Here is a 23,655-nt window from a genome sequence, read left to right on the forward strand (position 1 = left end):
GAAGTTAGTGGGTAGAACTCGTCAACATCTGCGCGCACACCCGCGAGAGGTGCCGGCGCATCACCGTCGACGCCTTGGCCGCGTCGCCGTCCGCGATGACCTCGACGAGTTCGTCGTGGTCGTCCAGTGACGCCTGCTGGTGCGGCGGGTCGTCGGCCAGCGCGCTGCGCAGGAGCACCACGCGTTGCTGCACGAGCCGCACCTGCTCGGCGATGTACGGGCTGCGGGCGGCGTCGAGCAGCGCCTGGTGGAACGCGAGGTCGAGCCGGTAGGGGAACGGCTGCCCGGCCCGGTAGTTGCGGCGGCTCTCCGCGCACACGTCCCGCAACCGCACCAGGTCGACGTCGGTCCGCCGCGACGCCGCCAGCTCGGCCGCCGCGCACTCCAGCGCGGTGCGCAGCTCGAACAGCGCCCGGACGTCCTCGGGAGTCGCGGCCGGCACGAACGCGCCGCGGTGCGGCACGAGCGTCAGCAGCCCCTCGGAAGCCAGGTGCCGGATCGCCTCGCGCAGCGGCCCGCGGCTGATGCCGAGCTTCTGCGCCACCTCGACCTCGTTGACCCGCGACCCGGCGGGGATCTCCCCGGTGAGCACCTGCTCGCGCAGCACGTCGACGGCCTGCCCGGCGAGGCTGAGGTGCAGTGGGGTCGGGGGTGTCACCTTCGTCTCCTGATCTGGACGGCACCGGCCGTCCTCCCGCTAAACTAGCGAACATGTCAACTGTCGACAGTTGGCAGTTTGAGTTCTCGGCGATGTCGATCGGTGACGTCGACCAGGGACGTCGATTCAGGGATGTCATTCAGGACTGGAGGGGCGGCATGGGACACGAAGTGGTGGCAGAGGTCTGGCGGGGCGACTTCCTGGAGTCCGTGCACCACGGCACGGTCGTCGCCACCGACGCGACAGGCGCCCCGGTGCTGTCGGTCGGCCGCCCCGGTGACGTCGCGTTCCCCCGGTCGTCGAACAAGCCGCTCCAGGCCCTCGCGATGCTGCGCAGCGGCCTCGACCTCGACGGCGAACTGCTCGCCCTGGCCTGCTCCTCCCACTCCGGCGAGGACTTCCACGTCGCCGGCGCCCTGCGGATCCTGGCCGCGGCCGGCCTGACCGAGGACGCCCTGCAGTGCACCCCGGACCTGCCCATCGGCGAGGCCGCCCGCACCCGCCACCTCGCCGCCGGCCTGCCCGCCGCACCGAAGTACATGAACTGCTCGGGCAAGCACGCCGCCATGCTCGCCACCTGCGTGGCCAACGGCTGGTCCACCGCCGACTACCTCGACCCGGCGCACCCGCTGCAGGTCGCGACCCGCGAGACCATCGAGGACGTGACCGGCGAGCCCGTCACCGAGGTGGGCGTGGACGGCTGCGGCGCCCCGATCTTCGCACTCACCCTCACCGGCCTGTCCCGCGCGTTCGGCCGCCTGGCGAGCGCCCCCGAGGGCACCCTCGAACACCGCGTGGCCGCCGCCATGAACGCCCACCCGCAGTGGGTCGGCGGCACCGGCCGCGACGTCACCGAACTCATGAACGCCCTGCCCGGCGTCATCGCCAAGGACGGCGCCGAAGGCGTCTACGCCGTGGGCCTGCCCACCGGTGAGGGCGTCGCCCTGAAGATCGCCGACGGCTCGTCCCGCGCCCGCGCAGTGGTCGTCATCGCGGTGCTCAAGCGCCTCGGCGTGGACGTCAGCGCAGTCGAGGGCCTGGCCACCGTGCCGGTCCTGGGCCACGGCCGTGCGGTCGGCGCCGTCAAGCCGTCACTCGCCCTCGCAAGCTGAACTTGACGACCGACGTTGATCCGACATTGACGCGTCCACCTGCACATGGACGCGTCAACATGTCGAGCCGGTCAACGTTGCGGATCAACACGTCAACCTCCAAGTCAACGTTGACGGTCACCCCCGCCGTCAACGCCCGGCACACGGGAATCCCCCACCCCAGCCACTAGGCTGGGGCTTATGGGCGATTCGAAGGACGAGAGCGAGAAGTTCCAGGAGGAGCTGATCGGCCTCGACCCGCACGACCCCGAGACGAAGGCGTTCGCCGACCACCTGGACCGGATGCAGCGGCAACGCCCCGGTTACACCGTCGAGGGCTACCTGCAGGGCGTGCAGGACTTCGCCGACTCGGCGAACCGCACGACGGGCCACCAGCGGCTCGTCGCCGTCATCGTGGTGGGGCTCATCCTGCTCGGCGTGATCCTGACGATCTGGTTCGCGCTGGGCGACATCATCGCCATCATCTTCTGAGCCGCGGCCGCGCCGACCGGCGGCTCTCGGTCCGCGCTTGGTCTGCGTCGTGTGGTCCGTGTCGTGTGAACCGCGACATGAGGGCAGCACTGCCACGCCGTCCCCGCCGGGCGGATGTCGCGCCACCTGGCCTCCGCCCCACCCGACCTCCGCTCTCCCGCTTCACCCAGCCCAGCCCGGTCCGCCCCAACTCGCCGGCCTCAGCCCACCCGCCTCAGCCGCCCGCCCCACAACCCACACCCGGCCCTCGCACCCCAGCCCTTCCAGGCCAAACGGGCCCGACTCCTTAACGGGGTCTTACGACCGCCCCCGAGGATCCCCCGCCCGGGAAGCTCCACAGCCCCCGCGGAGTTATAAAGAGACATGGAACCTGTTGTCGGCGCCACCCCGAAAGTCGTGCGTTCCGAAGAGGAATGGCGCGCCCAGCTCAACCCCGCCGAGTACGCGGTGCTGCGGCAGGCAGGCACCGAGCGTCCGTGGACCGGCGAGTACACCGAGACCAAGACCGAGGGCCTCTACGAGTGCCGTGCGTGTGGAGCGGAGCTGTTCCGCAGCGACACCAAGTTCGACTCGCATTGCGGGTGGCCGTCGTTCTTCTCGCCGTTGGCCGGTGACTCGGTCATCCTGCGCGAGGACCGCACGCTCGGCATGAAGCGCGTGGAGGTGCTCTGCGCCACGTGCCACAGCCACCTCGGGCACGTCTTCGAGGGCGAGGGCTACCCCACTCCGACGGACCAGCGCTACTGCATCAACTCCGTCTCCTTGAAACTCGTTCCGTCCGAATAGGAGACTGGGCTCGGTCCGGTCAGCAGCGATCGGACGGACCTGGGAGGCATCATGATCTTCTTCGGCACCGACGGTGAAGGCTCCAGCGGAGTCGACGGCGGTTCGTCGAGCTAGCCCGCCGAGAGCCACAACCGGGGAACACAGGCAGAAGGCCGGCAACCCTAAGGCTTCGTCAACAAGCCTTGTGGGCCTGTGGCGCGGGCCACACCATTGACGCACCGAAGCACTTTCGGGGCAGTCAGGGGGTGGGTCGCATGGAGCCTTGGGGGTTGTCCGGGCCGGAGTTCCTTCAGCTGTACTGGGTCGGGCTGGCGCTGGCCGTGCTGGTCTCGATCGTCGTTCGGGTACGCGTGCGGGCGGGTCACAGCACCCAGCCCGTGCGCTCCCTGGACATGGACGAGCTCGCCTATCTTGCGGGCGGTCCAAGGCGCGTGGTCGAAACGTCCATCGCGCGGCTGCTCACCGCGGGTGAGCTCAGGACTTCACGGCGTGGCACCGTTCAGGTCACGTCCAGCACCCAGTCGCTCAACGCGGTGGACCGCGCCGTCATCACCGACAGCCAGCGCTACACCAACCGCACCGTCAACCTCATGATCCCGGCCGTCGCCAAGGAAGGCGTGGTCACGGGCATCGGCCGGCGGCTCGAGGACATGGGCCTGCTGGTCAACCCGGACGTCGTGAAAAGCGCGGTGCGCAAGGGATCCATCGCGCTGTGGGTGTTGCTCGCGATCGGGATCGCGCGCTGGGTCAACGGCATCGCGATCGGTGCCGCGGTCGGCTGGCTCACCCTCCAGCTCGTCCTCACCGGCCTTCTCATCCTGCTGCTGACGCGCCGCGGCAAGAACGTCATGCGCACCGGCAAGGGCAACGACGTGCTCGCGGCCGCCCGCACCAGCAACAGCTCCAAGGCGCGGGCGGGAACCCTGGACGAGGTCATGTACACGGGTGCGGCCGGCGCGGTGCTGTTCGGCGGGCTCGTCGTCTACCCGGACCTGGCGGTGCGCAGTTCGCTGCTCGCCTCGTCGGGATCCGGCACGTACAGCAGCGGTACTTACAGCTCGTGTTCGTCCAGTTCTTCTTCGTGTTCGAGCGGAAGCAGTTGTGGCGGTGGCGGCGGCTGCGGTGGTGGCTGCGGCGGCGGCAGCTGATCCGGTGTTCGGTCCTTTTCCGGTAACGACAGGAACCCAGGGGTAGATCTCACGTCGAAGATGCACTGACACCAGTGAGGGGAGTGCTGATGTCCCAGTCTTCGGCACCGCACCGGGCCACCTGGTCCGCTGAGGAGATCGGGTTCCTGTCAGGGGGACCGGGCAGGGCGGCGGAGGCCGTCCTCGCCCGGCTGCTGGACGGCGGTCTCGTGCGCATCTCCCGCGAGGGTCTCGTGACCGCCGTCCACCAGAACGGTTACGGCGCGTCGAGTCCGCTGGAGGCGTACGTCCTCGCCGGACTCCGCGGCGCCGCGCGTCCGATCAACCAGGTCGTGCAGGTGGCGATGGCGAGCCACGAGATGGGCGCGTTGCACGAGAGCCTCGTGCAACGCGGAATGGTGCAACGCCAGTGGGGCCGGCCTCGCGGCGGCAAGATCGCGTTGCGGGTGCTGCTGTTCCTGCTGGCGTTCGTCTCGGTCTTCGTCGCGTTCGCGATCGACACCAGACTGTTCCTGGTGACGGCTCTGCTGGTGTTCCTGGCGATCCTGTTGCGGAAACCGGGCAGGCTCACCAGGAACGGCAAGACCATGTGGCTGCACGCGCTGAGGAATCCGCGCAGCAGTGCCGACTCGGTGGCGCTGTTCGGGTTGCGCAGGGGCAAACAGCGCATGAACACCGCAACGTCCACTTCGTACATCGCGAGCAGCAGCTGCAGCTCCTACGACTGGAGCCACCACAACTGCGGCGGCTCGTCGAGCTGTTCCAGCAGCAGCTGCAACAGTTCGAGCAGTTGCGGTAGTTCAAGCAGTTGTTCGAGCAGTAGCAGCAGCTGCAGCAGCTCGAGTTGCGGCAGCAGTAGCAGCAGCTGCGGAAGTTCCAGCAGCTGAGGGGGAAGCAGATGGGAACACCGGCAGCGGCGCGGGGGCCGTGGCTGTCCGCGGAGGAGGCCGGCTACCTGGCGGCGGGTCCCGGACGGGCGGCGGAGACGGTGCTGGCCCGGTTGATCGACACCGGCCTGGTGCGGGTGTCCCGCGACGGCCTCGTCTCCGCCGTGCACCAGGACGGTCAGGACGCCACCACGTCGATCGAGGCGCGGATGCTGAACCACGCGCGGACACCCGTGCGCTTCGGCGCGGTCATCCTGTCGGCGACGCACAGCGCCGAGATGACGCAGCTGCACCGGCACCTGCTCGACCGGAACCTGATGCAACGGGGCCGCCGTCGCAACGAGGGCTGGTGGTTCTCCCTCGCGGTCGCGGGCCTGCTGGTCCTGGCGGGCATCCCGGCACCGGCGTTCCTCTTCGGCGTGCCGATCGCACTCGGGTTGTTCGTCTGGCAGTACGGCCGCAGCCCGATCACCCAAGCGGGCGCGGACGCGCTGAAGCACGTGACCGCGCACGACAGGGTGCACGCGGTGGCGCTGTACGGGTTCTCCGGCACGGTGGGCGGCCAACGCGTCGGCGCGCTGTTCGACCTCCCCGAGTCCGTGGCGAGAATGGTCCCGCCCAGCGACGAGCGGCGGTCGTCGCCCGCGGTGGGGCGGCGGCCGTCCCCGAAAGGCCGCCGGACTGACTGGGCGGGCGACGCCGGCGGGTGTGGCAACACGTCCAGCAGTTGCGGCAGCGCAGGCGGTTGTAGTGGTTCGAGCAGTTCCAGTTGCGGCGGCGGGAGCGGCTGCGGCGGCGGTGGAGGCGGAGGCGACTGATGGCGACACCGGCGACGGAAAGGGGAACGCGGGTTCCCCCGGAGCGGATCGGCTACCTGGCGGACGGGCCCGGCAGGGCGGCGGAGACGGCGCTGGCCAGGCTGCTCGACGCCGGCCTGGTCCGGGTCTCGCGCGACGGGCTGGTCTCGGCCGTGCACCAGGGCTCCTACGACACCACCACGCCGGTCGAGGTGTGCATCCTCACCGGCCTGAGCAGGCCGGTGAGGTTCGACGCGGTCGTGCGCAACGCCGCGAAGAGCAAGGAGATGCGTGATCTGCACGACCGGCTGCGCGCCGAGGGGCTGACCCGCAGGGCCCGTCCCCGGCTCGGGGTGTGGTGGATCTTCCTCGTGATCGGGGGTGTCCTCGCCCTCGCCTCGCTGACGGAACCGTGGCTGCTCATCGGCACGGTGGGCTTCCTGGGGTCCGCCTGGTGGACGTACGGCGCGAAACCGCTCACCAGGGTGGGCAGGGCGGCGCTGGAGGACGCGAGCACGAGCGACCGCGTCATCGCGGTGGCCCTGGAGGGCTTCCGCGGCAAGGTCAGCGGCCGGCCGGTCGGTGACCTCTTCGACCTGCCGCAGAGCGTCGTCAAGACCCTGCCCCGCAAGAGGAAGAGACGGGGCACGGGCGGCGGCACCGCGTCGGGCAGCGCGGGCTGTGGCAGCGGGTGTGGCAGCAGCAGCTGTGGTAGCAGTTGTTCGTCGGGCGGCAGTAGCTGCGGCGGCGGTTGTGGCGGCGGCGGAGGAGGCGACTGATGGCGGGGATCAAGGACTTGGGCGTCGGCATCGGCTGGCGCTCGGAGATCGACCTGACCGTGGAACGGCTGCCCGGCGTGGACTTCGTCGAGGTCGTCGCCGAGAACCTCCACATCGGACACCTGCCGGAGTCGGTGACTTTGCTGCTGGAACGCGGCGTCCCGGTGCTCCCCCACGCCGTGTCGCTGTCGCTGGGCGGCGCGGACCCCGTCGACCTGCACCGCGTCGAGCACCTGGGCGCGGTCGCCGAGGCGGTCGGCGCGCCGATGGTCAGCGACCACGTGTGCTTCGTGCGGGCGGGCGGCCTCGACTCGGGCCACCTGATGCCGGTGCCGCGCACCAGGGACGCGCTCGACGTGCTCGTCGCGAACGTCGAGCTGGCCCAGGCGAACCTGCCTGTCCCACTGGCGCTGGAGAACGTCGCCGCTCTGCTGGAGTGGCCGGACGGCGAACTGTCCGAGGGCCAGTTCCTCGCCGAACTCGTCGAGCGCACGGACTGCTGGCTGCTCGTGGACGTCGCGAACCTCTACGCGAACGCCCGCAACATCGGCACGGACCCCGAGCGGTTCCTGGACGAGATCCCGCTGGAACGCCTGGCGTACGTGCACGTGGCCGGCGGCGAGCAGCACGGCGACATCTACCACGACACGCACGCCCACGCGGTTCTGCCCGAAGTGCTGGAAGTGCTCGACGAACTGTGCTCCCGCGTCGCGCCGCCCGGAGTTCTGCTGGAACGCGACGACAACTACCCGTCCGACACCGAAATCGCGAGCGAACTGGCCGCGATCCGCGCCGTCGTGGACAAGCACCGTGGCTGAAATCGTGAACGAGAATGAACTTTTGGTTGCACGCGAAAGGCTTGCCGAGCAGCAGGCGGAGCTGCTAAAAGCATTGCTCGCGAACGGACCGGCACCGGCGGGATTCGACGAACAACGCCTCGGTGTCGAACGCCGCGCTTTGTTGTCGAAACGGCGCGGCATCGTGCGGATGCTGGGTCCGGCGGTCGCGGACGAGCTCGGCGACCGGTTCCGGCCGCTCTTCGACGCGTACGCCGTCGAAAACCCACGTCGTGCGGGCTCTCGGGCCCGTGAGGACGCCGCGGCGTTCGCGGAATGGTGCCGCGCTCGCGGAGAACTGCCGGAGAAGCGCAGGGCACGCTGGAAGTTCTGGCAGTCGAACTGACGGGCGAGTGATCCGAGGGCCAGAATCCCCCGTTCGGCCCTGTGTGACCCAGATCGCCATCGATACGTTCGAAAGGGTCGGGGGGCACTTTTTCCATTGCGTCAACATTGCCGCAAAGGCCTTCCGGCCTGCGCGGACCACAGCGCGCAGAAATTCGAACCGTCAAGGGGATTCGAATGCGCGGAAAAACGAAAGTGCTGGGCGCCGTCGCGGCGCTCGCCCTGACAGCGGCACCGGCCGTCGCCACGGCGGCACCGGCGGACGCACCCGGCAAGGCCGTCGACGAGGTCACGCTCGTCACGGGGGACAAGGTCCTGCTGGGCCACGACCGGCAGGTCGTCGCGATCCAGCCCGGCGAGGGCCGCCAGAAGATGGTCTTCAAGACCGCCCGCACCGCGGACGGTCACACGATGGTGGTGCCGAAGGACGCCTTCGAGCCCCTGGCGGCGGGCCGGCTCGACCGCAGGCTCTTCGACGTCACCACGCTGCTGGAGTTCGGCTACCGCGACCGCATGCCGTTGATCGTGGACGGCCGGGCGAGAGTCGGCGCCCGGTCGTCGAACGACTGGACGGCGCTGCGCTCCACGGCGGAGCGGGGCGAGAAGGTCTGGCTCGACGGCATCCGCAAGCCGAGCCTCGACCGCAGCGTCGCCCAGATCGGCGCGCCGGCCGCCCACCAGAAGGGCATCACCGGCAAGGGGATCAAGGTCGCCGTCGTCGACACGGGCGTCGACGAGAAGCACCCCGACCTCGTGGGTCAGCAGATCGCGGAGAAGAACTTCACGACCGACCCCGACAACACCGACAACGTCGGCCACGGCACGCACGTCGGGTCGACCGTCGCGAGCCACGACGCGAAGTACGGCGGTGTCGCGCCGGGCGCGCAACTGATCGACGCGAAGGTCTGCGTCGAATTCGGCTGCCAGGAGTCCTGGATCCTCGACGGCATGCGCTGGGCCGCCGAGCAGGGCGCCCAGGTGATCAACATGAGCCTCGGCGGCACCGACACCCCGGAGGTCGACCCGCTGGAGCAGGCGGTCAACGACCTGACGGCCCAGTACGGCACGTTGTTCGTCATCGCGGCGGGCAACTCGGGTGCACCGGGCACGGTGGGCTCACCGGGTTCGGCCGATGCGGCCCTGACGGTCGGCGCCGTCGACCGCGACGACAAGCTCGCCGACTTCTCCAGCAGAGGCCCTCGCACCGGAGACAGCGGCCTCAAGCCGGAGGTGACCGCACCGGGTGTCGAGATCGTCGCCGCCAAGGCCGGTTCCTCCGACCACGTCGCGTTCAGCGGCACGTCGATGGCGACCCCGCACGTGGCGGGCGCGGCGGCGTTGCTCAGGCAGCAGCACCCGGAGTGGACGCCCGCGCAGCTCAAGTCGGTGCTCGCGACCACGGCCAAGCCGACCGAGGGCGTCAGCGCGTTCGACCAGGGCGCGGGCCGCGTCAACGTCGCCAAGGCGATCGACCAGGTGCTGACCGGCGACGTGACCGTCAACCTCGGCCTGCACGAGTGGCCGCACGGCGACGACAAGCCGGTGACCAAGCCCGTCACCTACTCCAACCCGACGGACGCGGCCATCACGCTCGACCTGGCGCTCAAGACCACCGCGCCGACCGGCATGTTCACCCTGGGCGCCAAGAAGGTCACCGTGCCGGCCAAGGGCACCGCGTCGGTCAACGTCACCGGGAACACCCGCGCCGGCACCCAGGACGCCGCGTACTCGGGCGAGGTCGTCGCCACGTCCGGCACGCACACCGTCCGCACGCTCGTCGGCATCGACCGCGAGGTCGAGAGCTACACGCTCACGATCGACTCGATCGGCCGTGACGGCGCTGACCCGGCCGAGTCGTCCTCGCTCCTCGTCGGCCTGGACAACAGCGTGTTCAAGCCCATCGGTGGCGCGGGGGACCTGAAGGTGCGCCTGCCCAAGGGCAGGTACTTCGTCGAGACCTCCCTGTCCAACGGCGAACGCGGCTTCGACCTGCTGTACCAGCCGAACGTGGAACTCACCCGCGACCTGACGATCACGCAGGACGCCCGCCAGGCCCAGCCGGTGTCGGTGAAGGCGCCGGAGGAGACCGGTGACTTCACGCTGGGCATCATCAGCTTCCGCCGCTCGGTGGACGGACAGGACCGCCTGGGAGGCACGCTGTTCATGTTCGGCGGCTTCGACGGTCTCGCGATCGCCCAGGCCGGCGGGCCGCTGCCACCCGCCGACCTGTCCTCGATCGCGATGCTCCAGGCCAACACCACGGCCGACCCGCACACGTACTACCGGCTCGCCTACCCGGTTCCCGGCGGCTTCCCCGTCGGCCTGGACAAGGCGCCGGCCAAGAAGGACCTGGCCAGGGTCGAGTCCACGATCGGGGGCCTGAAGCCGGACAGCCTCGCCCAGAAGGGCGAGCTCCCGGTCACCGCGCTCGGGGTGAGCAGCGGCACCGCGCTCTACCCGGTGGCCGTGGGCGCCACCTCCGTGGACTACGTGTCGACCGAGGACGTGCTCTGGCAGTCCGCGGTGATGACGCGGCACGCCAACGGCGCGCAGGAACGCATCACCTCGTCGAACCGCAAGTACACGGCGGGCAAGACCTATCGGGAGAGGGAAGTCCGGCCGGTGTTCTCGCCGGGTCTGCCCGAGTCGCCGTACGGTTTCGTCGAGCGGTACGGCACGCAGCTCTACGTCAGCCCGCCGATGACGAGCGACGGCACGCACGGCACCGGCTCGTCCACTGTGGACAGCGCCAGGGCCGCCCTGTACCGCAACGGTGTGCTGCTCGGGGAGACCACCACCCCCGGCGGCCTGTTCTCGGACGTGCCGCTGCCGCGGGGTGACTTCCGCGCCGAGGTGAGCCTCGACCGGAGCTCGCAGTTCGAGTTCAGCACCAAGGTGTCCGCGGTGTGGACGTTCAAGTCCCAGGGCGTCGAGGGCCGGGTCGAGTCGCCGCCGCTGTCGGTGGTGCGCTTCGAGCCGAAGCTCGACGACAACGGCGCGGTGCCCGCGGGCACGTTGCAGCGCATCGGGTTGCTCACGCAGACGCAGGGCGACGCGGGCAAGGTGCGCATCACCGGTGTCGAGTACTCGCACGACGACGGCAGGACGTGGCGCCGTGCGGGCGTCGTCGGCAACAGCGCGCTGGTCTACAACCCGGCGAACGCGCAGTGGACTTCACTGAAGGCCACTGCGACGGACGCCAGGGGTGGAACCGTTGAGGTGACCGTGATCCGGGCTTACAAGGTCACCTCTCAGCCCTAAGGCAGGTTGAGCACGAGTTCGGACGCCGGGACGCGGGTGCCCGTGTAGAAGGGGATCTCCTCTCGCACGTGCAGCCGCGCCTCGGTGCCGCGCAGGTGCCGCATGAGGTCGACGATGCGGTGCAGCTCGTCGGCCTCGAACGCGAGCAGCCACTCGTAGTCGCCGAGGGCGAACGACGCGACGGTGTTCGCGCGCACGTCCGGGTAGTCGCGGGCCTCCTTGCCGTGGTCCGCCAGCATCTTGCGGCGGTCCTCCTCCGGCAGCAGGTACCACTCGTAGGACCGCACGAACGGGTAGACGCAGATGTACTTGCGCGCCTCCTCGCCCGCGAGGAACGCGGGGATGTGGCTGCGGTTGAACTCCGCGGGGCGGTGCAGGGCGACCTGCGACCAGACCGGCGTGGAGACCTTGCCGAGCGGCGTGCGGCGGAAGCCCGTGTAGGCCTGCTGCACCTGCTCGATCTCCTCGGCGTGCCACCAGATCATGAAGTCGGCGTCGGCGCGCAGGCCGGCGACGTCGTACACGCCGCGGACGACGACGCCCTTGCCCTCCAACGCGTCCAGGTAGTTCTGGGTCTCGCTGGCGGCCGCCGAGCGGTCGTCCGGGAGCTTGCCGGGTTCGACCCGGAACACCGACCACATCGTGTAGCGGATGGTGTCGTTGAGCTCGTTGTAGTTCAAGCGCGCCATACGTCCATCTTGGCACGCGCCCCTCAACGGCGAACGCGGCCCAGCAGGTGTGCTGCGACACGGGCGGCGGCCGCGTCGCCGGACGCGATGCAGGCCGGCACGCCCACGCCGTGCAGCGTGGCGCCCGCCACGGAGAGGCCCGGCACGTCCGCGATGCCGCGTTCGATCGTCTCCACCAGGTCGACGTGACCGACGCCGTACTGCGGCAGCCCGCCGCCCCAGCGCTGCACCACGGAGTCGATCGGCGAGGCCTTGATGCCCGTCAACTCGTGCAGGTCGTTGCGCACGGCCTTGACCAGGTCGGCGTCGCTGCGCTGCAGCAGCGCCGTCTCGCCGTGCCGCCCGACCGAGCCGCGCAGGATCACGGGGTCGCCGTAGTGCGACCACTTGCGGCTGGAGAACGTGAACGCCTTGGCGGTGAACGGGGTGATGCGGTCGGAGTACCGCTCCCCCTCCGCGATCAGGATGCCGGAGCGCTGCGGCAGTTCCGTGCCCGGCGGCAGCGCCAGCGCGACGACGGCCATCGAGGCGACCTCGACCTTGCCGTACGCGGCGGACACCTGCGGGGCGATCTCGTGCAGCAGCTTGCGCGCGGACGGCGCCGGGACCGCGAGCACGACGCCGTCGCACTCCAGGTACTCCGGGGTCGCGGCCGAGCCGATCTCCAGGCGCCAGCCGTGGCCGAGCCACGACAGCACGCGGACCGGCAGCCCCAGCCTGACCTCGGGCCGCGCGACCTCGGCGAGCCGGTCGACGAGCGACGACACGCCGTTCGCGAGCGAGGCGAACACCGGCGGGCGGGCGACGCGCGGTTGGGGCGGCGCGGGCATCATCATCGCGGCGGCCGCGAGCAGCGAGCCGACGCCCTTGTCCAGCAGCGTCGCGATCTGCGGCATCGTGGCGCGCAGGCCCAGCTCGTCCGCGCGGCCCGCGTAGACGCCGCCCAGCAGCGGGCCGACCAGGCGGTCGGCGACCTCGGAGCCGAACCTGTCCTTCATCAGCGCGCCGACGGCCACGTCGCCGCCCTGGAGCTCGACCGGCGGCAGCGTCGGTTCCATCTCCACGCGCAGAGCGCCCTCGGACGACAGCATGTGCCGCACCGTCTCGACGCTCGCCGGGACGCCCATGAACGTGTGCGCGGGCAGCTGGTGCGTGCGCCCGGCCGCGTGGACCGAGGCCTTCGCGCCCGTGGGGTGCACGACGTGGTCCTGCAGGCCGACCTCGTTGATCAGCTCCTGCGCCTCGGGCTTGCGGTGCAGGAACGCCTCGGCGCCCACGTCGAACCGCACCCCGGCGAGCTCGGTCGTGCGCAGCTTGCCGCCGAGGCGGTCGGACTGCTCGACCACCGTGATCCTGGCGTCGGGGCCGAGCAGCATGCGCAACCGGTGTGCGGCGGCGAGGCCGGAGACTCCTCCCCCGACCACGGCGACGTGCGGCGCTCTGGCGTGCATTACAAGCTGTGGATCAGTTCGACGGTCCGGGTGATGATCTCCGGATCGGTGTCGGGCAGCACGCCGTGGCCGAGGTTGAAGATGTGGCCCGCGGCGGCCTTGCCCTCGGCGTGGATGCGGCGCACCTCGCGTTCGACGGCCTCGAAACCCGCGAAGAACAGCGCCGGGTCGAGGTTGCCCTGCACGACCGGCTTCGGCAGCTCGGGGTGCGCCCGCTGCAACCGCTCGACCGCCACGTCGAGCGGCAGGCGCCAGTCGACGCCGACGACGTCCGCGCCGGCCTCGCGCATGGCGGGCAGCAGCTCGCCCGTGCCGACGCCGAAGTGGATGCGCGGGACGGTGCTGATCGTCTCCAGGACGCGCTTCGAGTGCGGCAGGACGAACTCGCGGTAGTCGCGTTCGGACAGCGCGCCCGCCCACGAGTCGAACAGCTGGACCGCCTGGACGCCCGCGTCGAGCTGCGCGTGCAGGAAGGCCGCCGTGACGTCGGCGATCTTCGCGAGCAGCGCGTGCCACAGCTCGGGGTTGCCGTGCATGAGCGCCTTGGTGCGCTCGTGGTTCTTGCTCGGCCCGCCCTCGACGAGGTACGAGGCGAGCGTGAACGGCGCGCCCGCGAACCCGATCAGGGCGACTTCCTGCGGCAGTTCCTTGAGGAGCAGCCCGATCGCGTCCTGCACCGGCTGGACCTGTTCGGCGTGCAGCTCGGGCAGCGACTTCACGTCGTCGAGCGTGCGGACCGGGTTCGCGACCACGGGACCGGTGCCCGCGACGATGTCGAGGTCGACGCCCGCGGCCTTGAGCGGCACGACGATGTCGGAGAAGAGGATCGCGCCGTCGACCCCGTGCCGCCGGATCGGCTGCATGGTGATCTCGCAGACCATCTCCGGGTCCATGCACGCGTCGAGCATGGCGGTGCCCTGGCGCAGGGCCCGGTACTCCGGCAGCGACCGTCCCGCCTGCCTCATGAACCAGACAGGGGTGTGCGACGGGGTGCCGCCACTTGCGGCCACGAGGAGGGGGACTTGAGTGCTCATATCTCTTTCATGGTCCCACGTCCCGGCGTGCCGCCGTCACTCGGCCGGATTGCGAGGCATACAGTCAGTTGCGTGACCGAGCCGGAAATCTTCCGCCGGGCGGTGGGGACGCTCAAGTCGGTTCGCCACAGGCCCGAGATCGAACTCACCGAAGTTCGCCCACCGCAGCGGCTCGCTCCGTGGGCGTACGCGCTGACGGCTGAGGTCACCGGCCCGTCGGACGAACTGTCGACAGGAAGGCTCGTGCTGCTGCACGACCCGGACGGCGACGAGGCGTGGGGCGGTGTCCTTCGCGTCGTGGCGTACGTGCGGGTCGAACTGGACCACGAACTGGCGTCGGACCCCCTGCTGCCCGAGGTCGGGTGGTCGTGGCTGACCGAGGCGCTGGAGCAGTCCGGGGCCGGGTTCACCGCGCTGGGCGGCACCGTGACGCAGACGTCGTCGGCCCGGTTCGGCGACATAGCCGGTCCTGCTCGCACCGACGACCTCGAGCTGCGCGCGTCGTGGACCGCGCTCGACGGGGAACTCGCCGAGCACGGCACCGCTTTCTACGAGCTGATGGCGACGGCCGTGGGGCTGCCGCCGGTCGGCGTCACCCTCTTCGGGCAGCGCTAGTCGGCGTCCTTCAGCACCCGGAGCACGTTCGCCCCGGCGAGCTTGGTGAGGTCGTCCTCCGACCAGCCCTTGTCGAGCAGCGCGCCGAAGAGGTTCGGATAGGCCGACACGTCCTCCAGGCCCCGCGGGAGCGCCTGGACGCCGTCGTAGTCGCCACCGATGCCGAGGTGGTCGATGCCGACGACCTCGCGCGCGTGCTCGAGGTGCAGGACGACGTCGTCGAGCGTCGCGGGCGGCTTCGGGTGGTCCACCACCCACTTCTCGGTGAACGCCTTCCGCTCGTCCATGTCGGCGTGGCTCGCGCCGGCGGCGGTCATGGCCTCACGAAGGGCTGCGTCCCATTCAGCGACACCAGTTGAGACGAAGTCCGGGACGAATGTGATCATGGCCACACCGCCGTTCGTCCTCAGCTTGATCAACACGTCGTCCGGAATGTTGCGCGGGTGGTCCGCAACCTGGCGGCACGACGAATGGCTGAAGATCACCGGCTTGACGCTGGTGTCGAGCGCGGCGTGCATCGTGCTGGGCGCGACGTGGCTCAGGTCGACGAGCATGCCGATCCGGTTCATCTCGCGCACGACGTCGCGGCCGAACTCGGTCAGACCGCCGTGTTCCGGCTGGTCAGTGGCGCTGTCGGCCCACGGGGTGTTGTCGTTGTGGGTCAGCGTCATGTAGCGGACGCCCAGGCGGCGCAACGCGCGCAGAACGCCGAGTGAAGAGTTGATGGAATGTCCGCCCTCGGCCCCGAGCAGAGAAGCGACACGCCCGGACTCGAAGACTTTTTCGGCTTCGGCGGCGGTCGTGGCGACGCCGAGGTGATCGGAGTACCGCTCCGCCAGCTCGTAGACCAGTTCGACCTGCTCCAGCACGGCGGTGACGGCTCCGTCGCCCGCCAGCCTGCCGGGAATCCAGACGGACCAGAACTGCATCCCGAGACCGCCCTCGCGCATTTTCACGAGGTCCGTGTGCAGGCTGGGGTGACGTTCGGTCAGATCGATCTTCGCGGCGGTCGTGTAGACGTCCTCGCCCGTTCCGTCACCGAACTCGCGAAGAGCCCACGGCAGGTCGTTGTGGCCGTCGACGAGGGGCACACGCTGCAGCAAAGCCCGCGCTCGCTCGAGACCGGAACCGCTCGGCACAACCAACTCCTAGATGTCGTTCTGAGAGGGGCTCGCGTTACACCCCCTATCCAGTTGTCATCCAATCGTGTGACACATGAGGCCATCTGTCACAACTCAATAGGGATAGATACCCGATTGATCGTCCCGTAGACCCGCATGGGCGGCTACGCTGCCCCAGACGACACCACTTTCGGTCGATCAGTGGCGCGGCTGATTGGACGAAAGTCTCCGGTGCCGGTCGGGGGGCACGACCGACTCCAGGGAGGTAGTGACGTGGCTGCCGTCGGCTTAGGTCAGGCCGTTCGTACCACGCCAGCCGGCTCGTTGCCGGCGAACATGGTCCCGCACCCGCGGGAAGAGCTTTTTTCAGTGCTGGTGGTCGACGACCACCCACTGCTGAGGGAGGCGATATCAGCTCGGCTCACCCAAATGGGAGCCGGGACAGTGCATGAGGCCGCATCGGTGGCAGAGGCTCGGGCGCGGGCACTTGCAACCGGTCCTTGCGACCTCGCGATCCTCGATCTGGGCCTGCCGGATGGCACCGGCATCGACCTGGTCACGGAACTCCGTGCCCAGGGCTGGCCCCGCATCGTGGTCCTCGCATCCTCCGACGACCCCTACGCGGTCAGGTCGGCCTTCCAGGCGGGCGCCCAGGCGTACCTCCTGAAGTCCGCCTCGCCGATGGTGGTCACCGACGGGGTGCGCAGGGTCCTCGACGGCGGCGTTTACGCAGATCCGAGCGTGGCACCAGTACTCGCAGCGGGTACTCGGGTGCCGGGCACGGACAACACGCCGCGGGAACTCTCCGCGCGTGAGGTCGAGGTGCTCCAGCTGGTCGCCGATGGCCAGAGCAACAAGGAGATCGGCGAGGCTCTGAGCCTGTCCGCGTTGACGGTGAAGTCTCACCTGTCGCGGATCGGCCGGAAGCTGGGCACAGGAGATCGCGCTCAGATGGTCGCGCTGGCCATGCGTGCCGGCGTGATCCGTTAGATACCGGTTTGAAGCACTGAACCGGCCGAGAACACCTGTGAGTGGTGCGATCGTCGTAGGGTCATCCGCTGTGGATGTACCCGCCGACGAGCCAACCGCACCAACCGGACCAGAACCGGTACCGCTGACGGAACCTGCTGATGGGGTCCCGCCCGTGGTCGCCGATCCAGCTGCGCTCCGGCGAGCCGCTGACGCGCTCGCCGGGGCGAAGGGCCCGGTCGCGGTGGACACCGAGCGAGCCTCGGGCTATCGCTACTCACAGCGTGCCTATCTGGTGCAACTGCGCCGGGAAGGCGCCGGCACCTGGTTGGTCGACCCGATCGCCCTCGGCGGTCGGCTGGATCCCCTGGTGCAGGCGTTGGAGGGCACTGAGTGGGTGTTGCACGCGGCGTCTCAGGACCTGCCGTGCCTCGCCGAACTCGGTCTCCGACCCGGCGTGCTGTTCGACACCGAGCTGGCGGGCAGGCTGGCTGGGTTCGAACGCGTCGCCTTGGGCACGCTGGTGGAACGGCTACTCGGTTACAGGCTCGAGAAGGGGCACGGCGCGGCCGACTGGTCGCGCCGGCCTCTTCCTGCCGATTGGCTGACGTACGCCGCTCTCGACGTGGAGCTGCTCGTGCAGCTGCGCGACGTCCTCGAAGCCGAACTGGAGCGCCAGGGCAAGCTCGCCTGGGCGCTCGAGGAGTTCGAGGCCGTGCGGACGGCGCCGTTGCCGCGTCCCCGCACCGATCCCTGGCGCCGCACGTCCGGTATCCACCGCGTGCGCAACCAGAGGCAACTGGCCCTCGTGCGCGCGCTCTGGGAAGCCCGCGACACCGTGGCCCGTGAACGCGACATCGCTCCCGGCCGAGTCCTCCCGGACTCCGCGCTGATGGAAGCCGCCTCCCGCAACCCCGCCAACGAGGCGGAGCTGCTCGCCCTGCCCGTCTTCCGCGGCCGTTCCCAGCGCCGCATGGCCGGGGTGTGGATGAACGCCCTGCGCAAGGCCGGCGCGTTGACCAAGGCGGAGCTCCCCGAACCCGCGGGCCAGCATGACGGCCCGCCTCCGCCCAACCGCTGGGCGGACAAGGACCCGGACGCCGCGGCCCGCCTGGCGGCGACCCGCGCGGCGCTGGCGACCATCGCCGAGGCCAACACCCTCCCGGTGGAGAACCTGCTGCTGCCGGACCTGGTGCGCCGCACCTGCTGGCAACCGCCCGCCGACCTCTCCCCGGAGTCCGTGGCCGCCGTGCTGCGCGAAGGCGGGGCCCGGTCGTGGCAGATCGACCTCACGCTGGAAGCACTGACGAAGGCGCTGGCCGCGTCAGCGCCTCCTCCGGCCGGCTAGGCGCGAACCGTTCGCTGACGACGGCACCCGGCCCTTCGCAGGCCGGGTGCCGTCGTCCAGGTGCTCGTACTCATGCCCGGCAGCTGATCTCCATGCCGTCCTCGACCGGGAACGCGACGCTGACGTACCCGTTCGCCGGATCCCGCACGTAGGCGAGGTAGCCGGCCATCGACTCCTGGTCGATGTCGTCGGCCACCACGATCGCCCCGGCCGCGAGCCGCGGTTCGAGGTCGCGCAGCACGGGCAGGCACAGCTCCTTCCACCCGTCGAGCAGCACCAGCCCGATCGGCCCCTTCAGGTCGGCCAGCGTGCGGCGGGCGTCGCCGGGCAGGATCGTCGCGACGCCTCCGAGCCCCGCCTCGTCGAGGTTCTTCCTCGCCGTGGCGACCTTCGCCTCGGACATCTCGGTCCCGTACACGTGCCCTTCGCCGTTGTCCGCGACCGCCGCCGCGAGGTAGAGCGTCGAGATGCCGAAAGACGTGCCGAACTCGACCACGGTCTTCGGCCTGCTCGCCCGCACCAGCGCGTAGAGCAGGTCGCCGCCCCGCGCCGAGATCGGCATGTAGATGCCGGCCAGCAGGTCGGCGCGTTCCTGCGCCCCGGCCGACCGCACCGCGTCCCACTCCAGCGCCTCGAACGTGTCGTCGTCTCCCCCGGCGCTGTCGAACAACCGGTCCAGCACCGACCGCACCCGCGGCTCCCTCAAAGTGTTCGTCATGACGGCTAGACTAGACGCAACGTTGCGTCTTGACTAGCTCGCACTAAGGTACGGCCCCAGGGAGGCGAACGATGGGGAGCAGCACCGCACACAGCGACAACACCCGGCATCGCGGCAACAGGCACGGCCGCAGCGAAGAGGCGCGCCAGGCTGTCCTGGAGGCGGCCGACGACCTCCTCGCCGAACGGGGCTTCGCCGGCGTGACGATGGAGGGCATCGCCGCGCGGGCGGGCGTCGCGAAGCAGACGATCTACCGCTGGTGGCCGTCCAAGGTCGACGTCCTGCTGGAGGCGTTCACCGAGGACATGGCCGAACACCTCACCCCGGAGGACCTCGGCGACCTGGGCGCCGACCTGCGCGTCCACCTGGCACGCCTGGCGGACTTCCTGACGGAGTCGGACCCCGGCGCGGTCTTCCGCGCCCTGACCGGCCAGGCCCAGCACGACCCCCAGCTGGCGGCACGCCTGCGCGACGACCACCTCAGCCACCAGCGCACCCGCGACGCCCTCCCCCTGCGCCGCGCGATCGCCCGCGGCGACCTCCCCGCCGACCTCGACGTCGACACGGCCCTCGACCACCTCGTCGGCCCGATCCACTACCGCGTCCTGGTGACCGGCGCGCCGGTCACCCGCGAGTTCACCGACGACCTCGTCGCCGCCTTCCTGGACCGCCACCGGGCGGGGCCGCGATGACCGGTCAAGGGGGCAGCGATCTAGGGGGCAGCGGCTCCGCAGCCACCAGCCCAACAAACACCGGCCCCTCCCCTACCGCCCCCTCACCCGTCACCACGGACCGCCTCACCCTGCTCCCCCTGGCCGTCGAGCACGCCGGCGAGATGGCCGAGGTCCTCGCCGACCCGGCCCTGCACACCTTCACCGGCGGCACCCCGCACACCCCCGAAGCCCTCCGGGCCCGCTACGAACGACTGACCGCGGGCTCCCCCGACCCAGCCGTCCGCTGGCTGAACTGGGTGATCCGCCTGCGCGACGAGAACCGCCTCACCGGCACCGTCCAGGCGACCGTCGCCGACGGCACGGCCGAGATCGCCTGGGTCGTCGGCACCCCGTGGCAGGGCCGGGGCATCGCCCGCGAAGCGGCCCAGGGCCTCGTCACCTGGCTCCGGACCCAGCCGGTCCACACCGTGATCGCCCACGTCCACCCGGACCACCACGCGTCCGCCGCCGTCGCCGCGTCCGCCGGTCTCACCGCCACCCACGAGGTGCACGACGGCGAGATCCGCTGGCGGCTGCACCTCACCTGACGCATCAGGCCGAGTTGGCGGGTACGCACGCGACAACGGTGAAGTGTTGAAAGTTGCCGTTGCGAAATATCGGGCCGGGGTGACGGACATATGCCGCCGAGGAGTTTTCCGTCCCCAGAGAGGCCTCCGTTGAAGCGAAACCTCCCCCTCGCCGTGGCCGGCGTCGTCCTGGCCACAGCACTGAGCGGCGCCACCCCCGCCGCCGCGACCACCGCAAAAATCACCGCAAAAATCACCGCAGAAACCACCGCGAACACCACCGCCGGGCCCCAGCAGGGCGCGGCGAGCGAGCAGTGGATCACCCTCGTCACCGGTGACCAGGTGCTGACCGACGACAAGGGCAAGCCGAAGCAGTGGAAGCCCGCACCGGGCCGTGAGCACATCATGGTCGCCACGAGAGAGGATGGCGCGCACCTCTACGCCGTGCCTCAGGACGTCGAAGCGATGATCTCCGAGGGCAGGCTGGACCGGCGCCTGTTCGACCTCGCGCTGCTGAGCAGGCCCGAGTACACCAAGCGCAAGGGGCTCGGCGTGCTCGTGTCGGGCGGCACCGGGTTGCGGAACGCGCGCCAGTTCAGCCGCATCGGCGTGGACGCCGTCACGGTGACGGCCGAGACCGCGCCGGACGTGTGGAAGTCGCTCACGAACGCACGCACGGCGAAGACCACGATCTGGCTGGACGCGGTGCGCAAGGCCGCGCTCGACCGCAGCACCGCCCAGATCGGGGCGCCGCAGGCGTGGCAGGCCGGGTTCGACGGCACGGGCGTCAAGATCGCCGTGCTCGACACCGGTGTCGACAACACCCATCCCGACCTCGCCACGCAGGAGATCGCGGAGAAGAACTTCACCGACTCCCCCGACAACGTCGACCGCGTCGGGCACGGCACGCACGTCGCGTCCATCGCGGCCGGCACCGGTGCGAAGTCCGGCGGGAAGTTCCGGGGCGTGGCGCCGGGCGCGCGCATCCTCGACGGCAAGGTGCTCGGGGACGACGGGTCCGGGTTCGAGTCCGGGATCCTCGCGGGCATGGAGTGGGCCGTCGAGCAGCAGGCGGACGTCGTCAACATGAGCCTCGGCGGTGACGACGGCCCGTTGCTCGACCCGATGGAGGTCCTCGTCAACAAGCTGTCGCAGGAGACCGGCACGCTGTTCGTCATCGCCTCGGGCAACTCCGGCCCGAACAGCGTCGGGTCACCCGGAAGCGCGGACGCCGCGCTCACCGTCGGTGCCGTGGACCGCGATGACGAGCTCGCGCCGTTCTCCAGCACCGGTCCCCGCAACGGTGACGGCGCCATCAAGCCCGACATCACCGCACCCGGCGTCGAGATCGGCGCGGCCGCGGCGGGGGTGCTCGGACAGACGAGGCCCAAGCCCGCCGACGGCTACATCGCGCTGAGCGGCACGTCGATGGCGACCCCGCACGTCACGGGCGCGGCGGCGATCCTGGCGCAGGTCCACCCGGACTGGAGCGGCGAGCAGCTCAAGGCCGCGCTCACGGCGTCCGCGAAGCCGGGCGCGCACACCCCGTTCGAGCAGGGTGCCGGGCGTGCCGACATCGCCAAGGCGATCAAGCAGACCGTCACGTCGAGCTCGGTCTCGTTCGGCACGGCGTTGTGGCCGCACAACGACGACGTCCCGATGACGCGCGACGTCGTCTACCGCAACGAGGGCGACCAGCCCGTCACGCTCGCACTCAAGCTCGACACGGCGGCGCCGCAGGGCTTCTTCACGCTGAAGGACGCCACTCTGACCGTGCCCGCGCACGGCACGGCCACCACCACTCTCACCGCTGACACCAAGATCGGTGGCGACGCGTCCGGCGCGTTCAGTGCGTACGTCAACGCGAGCGGCGGCGGCCAGTCCGTCGTCACCCCTGCGGCCGTGACGCGGGAAGACGAGCGCTACACGCTCACGATCAAGGCGATCGGCCGCGACGGGAAGCCCGCCGCGGACTGGCGGGCCGAACTGCAGGGCGTCACCGGGGACGCGCAGGGCGGCTTCGCGGGCCTCGGCACCGGGCTCGAGTCCCTGCGCGTGCCGAAGGGCCGTTACCTGATGACCGGCCGCAGCTGGGTCGAGCCGACCCAGCCGAACCCGAACTACAACTGGTTCAACGGCACCGACATCGACATCGCCGCCGACACGACGATCACGCTCGACGCCCGTCAGGCCAAGCCGGTCGACGTCACCTGGCCCGGCAAGGCCGAGGAGCGCCACTCGTACATCAGGGTCGGCCACAAGATGCCGGTGACCGAGTACGGCTTCGGCCTGCTGGGCGTGCCGCTGCGCTTCCTCAACACCGCGCACGTCGGCCCGGAGGGCAGGCAGGGCGAGATGAACGAACTGCTCGTCGCCTCCTACACCGGCGCCGACCGGGAGGAGTTCCACCTCGCCGACCAGTCGACGACGCTCACGAAGTTCTGGACCGGCTACCAGAAGCAGCTGAAGTCCAAGGACGTCGTGACCGTCGAGGCCGCGTCGGGCACCACCGCACCGGACCGCACGGGTTACCTGTACGCCAGCGCCGCCGTCGGTGACAGCCCGCTGTTCGGCGTCGCGTTCGGGCACGCGCTGCCGCACTCCAGGAAGATGTACCTCTACTCGCCCACGCACACGTGGGGCTTCCGCTTCGAGCAGGACACCAGCGCCGGCACCGAGGCGTTCTGGGCCGCGGCCGACGAGCAGTTCAAGCCGGGCCGCACCTACCGCAGGACGTTCAACACCGGCGTCTTCGGCCCGGCGCTGACGAACGAGCGCCGCGTCGGCCTCTACCGCGACGGGGACGTCCTGTTCGGCAGCCTGCCGTTCTTCGCGGACGGCCAGGGCCGCTCGGGCGGTTCGATCGTGGACTCGGGGTCGACCGTGATGAAGCGGGGCGGGAAGGTGGTCGACTCGACCGACCGGCCGCTGGACCTCGAGACGTTCTTCTCGTTGCCGGCGACGCCCGGCCGCTACGAGCTGACGACCACGGCGAACCGGTCGGGCGTCGCGGCGATCAGCACCTCGGTCACCACGACGTGGGGTTTCGACTCGGCCACGACGCCGGCGGTCACGCAGGTGCCGCTGTCGATGGTCCGGTTCACGCCGGAACTCGGCCTCGACGGAACGCTGCCCGCGTACCGGGTCCAGCAGATCCCGCTGACGGTGCAGGGCAAGGTGAAGTCGCTGTCCACGCAGGTGTCCTACGACAAGGGCCGCACCTGGCAGCGGACGCTGGTCATCGGCGGCTCGATGATCGTGGTCAACCCCGGCCGCGGTGGCAGCGTCTCGCTGCGGGCCACGGCCGTCGGCAAGGGCGGTGACTCGGTCACCCAGACCGTGATCGACGCCTACCTGGCGAAGTAGCGGGTGCTGCGGCGGGCGCCCTCG

The 23,655-nt window shown here is 70.4% G+C and carries 22 protein-coding genes; 16 read left to right on the forward strand and 6 right to left on the reverse strand.

The annotated features are described in order from the left end of the window. Positions 1-4: 4 nt before the first annotated feature. Entirely contained in the window at positions 5-658 is a 654-nt protein-coding gene (locus ND450_RS21375) for a GntR family transcriptional regulator (protein WP_253320569.1), read from the reverse strand. A gap of 158 nt (positions 659-816) precedes the next feature. Between ND450_RS21375 and ND450_RS21380 the strand changes: the two genes are divergently transcribed. The 10 genes from ND450_RS21380 (at position 817) to ND450_RS21425 (ending at position 11,080) form a co-directional block, all read left to right on the forward strand. Beyond that, complete coding sequence (locus ND450_RS21380) at positions 817-1,770, forward strand: asparaginase (RefSeq protein ID WP_253320570.1); 954 nt, start codon at positions 817-819, stop codon at positions 1,768-1,770. A gap of 180 nt (positions 1,771-1,950) precedes the next feature. Next, on the forward strand, positions 1,951-2,241 hold the full coding sequence (locus tag ND450_RS21385; RefSeq protein ID WP_253320571.1) for a hypothetical protein: 291 nt from the start codon (positions 1,951-1,953) through the stop codon (positions 2,239-2,241). A gap of 363 nt (positions 2,242-2,604) precedes the next feature. Next, on the forward strand, positions 2,605-3,027 hold the full coding sequence (gene msrB, locus ND450_RS21390) for a peptide-methionine (R)-S-oxide reductase MsrB (RefSeq protein ID WP_089923159.1): 423 nt from the start codon (positions 2,605-2,607) through the stop codon (positions 3,025-3,027). A 254-nt stretch (positions 3,028-3,281) separates the two neighbouring features. Then, positions 3,282-4,175: a TIGR04222 domain-containing membrane protein gene (locus ND450_RS21395; RefSeq protein WP_253320572.1), complete on the forward strand. Its 894-nt coding sequence runs from the start codon at positions 3,282-3,284 to the stop codon at positions 4,173-4,175. Positions 4,176-4,264: 89 nt separating this feature from the next. Then, a complete protein-coding gene (locus tag ND450_RS21400) occupies positions 4,265-5,062 on the forward strand; it encodes a TIGR04222 domain-containing membrane protein (RefSeq protein WP_253320573.1) in 798 nt (265 codons plus the stop codon). 11 nt (positions 5,063-5,073) lie between these two features. Beyond that, complete coding sequence (locus ND450_RS21405; protein WP_253320574.1) at positions 5,074-5,880, forward strand: TIGR04222 domain-containing membrane protein; 807 nt, start codon at positions 5,074-5,076, stop codon at positions 5,878-5,880. Next, positions 5,880-6,638, forward strand: a complete 759-nt coding sequence (locus tag ND450_RS21410) for a TIGR04222 domain-containing membrane protein (RefSeq protein WP_253320575.1) — start codon at positions 5,880-5,882, stop codon at positions 6,636-6,638. Before ND450_RS21405 ends, ND450_RS21410 begins: the two co-directional genes overlap by 1 nt. Next, entirely contained in the window at positions 6,638-7,456 is an 819-nt protein-coding gene (locus ND450_RS21415) for a DUF692 domain-containing protein (protein WP_253320576.1), read from the forward strand. Before ND450_RS21410 ends, ND450_RS21415 begins: the two co-directional genes overlap by 1 nt. Then, positions 7,449-7,820, forward strand: a complete 372-nt coding sequence (locus ND450_RS21420; RefSeq protein ID WP_253320577.1) for a hypothetical protein — start codon at positions 7,449-7,451, stop codon at positions 7,818-7,820. The genes ND450_RS21415 and ND450_RS21420 overlap by 8 nt, the downstream gene beginning before the upstream one ends. A gap of 176 nt (positions 7,821-7,996) precedes the next feature. Continuing rightward, a complete protein-coding gene (locus tag ND450_RS21425) occupies positions 7,997-11,080 on the forward strand; it encodes a S8 family serine peptidase (RefSeq protein WP_253320578.1) in 3,084 nt (1,027 codons plus the stop codon). Here the strand turns inward: ND450_RS21425 and hemQ are convergent. The 3 genes from hemQ to hemE are packed head-to-tail and all read right to left on the reverse strand — an operon-like array spanning position 11,077 to position 14,254. After that, complete coding sequence (gene hemQ, locus ND450_RS21430) at positions 11,077-11,769, reverse strand: hydrogen peroxide-dependent heme synthase (protein ID WP_089923177.1); 693 nt, start codon at positions 11,767-11,769, stop codon at positions 11,077-11,079. The genes ND450_RS21425 and hemQ overlap by 4 nt on opposite strands. Positions 11,770-11,792: 23 nt before the next feature. Continuing rightward, positions 11,793-13,220, reverse strand: coding sequence for a protoporphyrinogen oxidase (gene hemG, locus ND450_RS21435; RefSeq protein ID WP_253320579.1), 1,428 nt, complete (start codon positions 13,218-13,220; stop codon positions 11,793-11,795). After that, on the reverse strand, positions 13,220-14,254 hold the full coding sequence (gene hemE / locus ND450_RS21440) for a uroporphyrinogen decarboxylase (protein ID WP_253320580.1): 1,035 nt from the start codon (positions 14,252-14,254) through the stop codon (positions 13,220-13,222). The genes hemG and hemE overlap by 1 nt, the downstream gene beginning before the upstream one ends. 72 nt (positions 14,255-14,326) lie before the next feature. Here hemE and ND450_RS21445 point away from each other — a divergent pair, with 72 nt between their 5' ends. Further along, positions 14,327-14,869 (forward strand): DUF3000 domain-containing protein, encoded by a 543-nt coding sequence (locus ND450_RS21445; protein ID WP_030479951.1) that lies wholly within the window; start codon positions 14,327-14,329, stop codon positions 14,867-14,869. Here ND450_RS21445 and ND450_RS21450 read toward each other — a convergent pair. Beyond that, positions 14,866-15,969, reverse strand: coding sequence for a dipeptidase (locus ND450_RS21450; protein WP_371927779.1), 1,104 nt, complete (start codon positions 15,967-15,969; stop codon positions 14,866-14,868). The genes ND450_RS21445 and ND450_RS21450 overlap by 4 nt on opposite strands. 357 nt (positions 15,970-16,326) lie before the next feature. On the opposite strand from ND450_RS21450, the gene ND450_RS21455 reads away from it, so the two are divergent. Both ND450_RS21455 and ND450_RS21460 read left to right on the forward strand, forming a co-directional pair. Beyond that, on the forward strand, positions 16,327-16,980 hold the full coding sequence (locus ND450_RS21455) for a response regulator transcription factor (protein ID WP_181320591.1): 654 nt from the start codon (positions 16,327-16,329) through the stop codon (positions 16,978-16,980). A 70-nt stretch (positions 16,981-17,050) separates the two neighbouring features. Then, on the forward strand, positions 17,051-18,307 hold the full coding sequence (locus ND450_RS21460) for a ribonuclease D (RefSeq protein WP_253320582.1): 1,257 nt from the start codon (positions 17,051-17,053) through the stop codon (positions 18,305-18,307). A gap of 70 nt (positions 18,308-18,377) precedes the next feature. Here ND450_RS21460 and ND450_RS21465 read toward each other — a convergent pair whose 3' ends face one another. Continuing rightward, the gene (locus ND450_RS21465) at positions 18,378-19,025 is read right to left on the reverse strand and encodes an O-methyltransferase (protein ID WP_253320583.1); all 648 of its coding nucleotides are present in this window, start codon (positions 19,023-19,025) and stop codon (positions 18,378-18,380) included. Positions 19,026-19,096: 71 nt separating this feature from the next. Between ND450_RS21465 and ND450_RS21470 the strand changes: the two genes are divergently transcribed. The 3 genes from ND450_RS21470 to ND450_RS21480 all read left to right on the forward strand — a co-directional run bounded on the left by ND450_RS21470 (position 19,097) and on the right by ND450_RS21480 (position 23,631). After that, positions 19,097-19,717, forward strand: coding sequence for a TetR/AcrR family transcriptional regulator (locus tag ND450_RS21470; protein WP_253320584.1), 621 nt, complete (start codon positions 19,097-19,099; stop codon positions 19,715-19,717). A gap of 110 nt (positions 19,718-19,827) precedes the next feature. Continuing rightward, complete coding sequence (locus tag ND450_RS21475; RefSeq protein WP_256557562.1) at positions 19,828-20,286, forward strand: GNAT family N-acetyltransferase; 459 nt, start codon at positions 19,828-19,830, stop codon at positions 20,284-20,286. A gap of 129 nt (positions 20,287-20,415) precedes the next feature. Then, a complete protein-coding gene (locus ND450_RS21480; RefSeq protein ID WP_253320586.1) occupies positions 20,416-23,631 on the forward strand; it encodes a S8 family serine peptidase in 3,216 nt (1,071 codons plus the stop codon). Positions 23,632-23,655 lie beyond the last annotated feature (24 nt).

It is taken from the genome of Lentzea sp. HUAS12 (assembly GCF_024125735.1).
GTDB lineage: Bacteria > Actinomycetota > Actinomycetes > Mycobacteriales > Pseudonocardiaceae > Lentzea > Lentzea albida.

Coding starts and splice junctions, on each gene's coding strand:
- ND450_RS21400 (WP_253320573.1), top strand. CDS start 4,265: ATGTCCCAGTCTTCGGCACCGCACCGGGCCACCTGGTCCGCTGAGGAG.
- ND450_RS21470 (WP_253320584.1), top strand. CDS start 19,097: ATGGGGAGCAGCACCGCACACAGCGACAACACCCGGCATCGCGGCAAC.
- hemG (WP_253320579.1), bottom strand. CDS start 13,220: ATGCACGCCAGAGCGCCGCACGTCGCCGTGGTCGGGGGAGGAGTCTCC.
- ND450_RS21405 (WP_253320574.1), top strand. CDS start 5,074: ATGGGAACACCGGCAGCGGCGCGGGGGCCGTGGCTGTCCGCGGAGGAG.
- ND450_RS21455 (WP_181320591.1), top strand. CDS start 16,327: ATGGTCCCGCACCCGCGGGAAGAGCTTTTTTCAGTGCTGGTGGTCGAC.
- hemE (WP_253320580.1), bottom strand. CDS start 14,254: ATGAGCACTCAAGTCCCCCTCCTCGTGGCCGCAAGTGGCGGCACCCCG.
- msrB (WP_089923159.1), top strand. CDS start 2,605: ATGGAACCTGTTGTCGGCGCCACCCCGAAAGTCGTGCGTTCCGAAGAG.
- ND450_RS21425 (WP_253320578.1), top strand. CDS start 7,997: ATGCGCGGAAAAACGAAAGTGCTGGGCGCCGTCGCGGCGCTCGCCCTG.
- ND450_RS21415 (WP_253320576.1), top strand. CDS start 6,638: ATGGCGGGGATCAAGGACTTGGGCGTCGGCATCGGCTGGCGCTCGGAG.
- hemQ (WP_089923177.1), bottom strand. CDS start 11,769: ATGGCGCGCTTGAACTACAACGAGCTCAACGACACCATCCGCTACACG.
- ND450_RS21395 (WP_253320572.1), top strand. CDS start 3,282: ATGGAGCCTTGGGGGTTGTCCGGGCCGGAGTTCCTTCAGCTGTACTGG.
- ND450_RS21465 (WP_253320583.1), bottom strand. CDS start 19,025: ATGACGAACACTTTGAGGGAGCCGCGGGTGCGGTCGGTGCTGGACCGG.
- ND450_RS21385 (WP_253320571.1), top strand. CDS start 1,951: ATGGGCGATTCGAAGGACGAGAGCGAGAAGTTCCAGGAGGAGCTGATC.
- ND450_RS21380 (WP_253320570.1), top strand. CDS start 817: ATGGGACACGAAGTGGTGGCAGAGGTCTGGCGGGGCGACTTCCTGGAG.
- ND450_RS21410 (WP_253320575.1), top strand. CDS start 5,880: ATGGCGACACCGGCGACGGAAAGGGGAACGCGGGTTCCCCCGGAGCGG.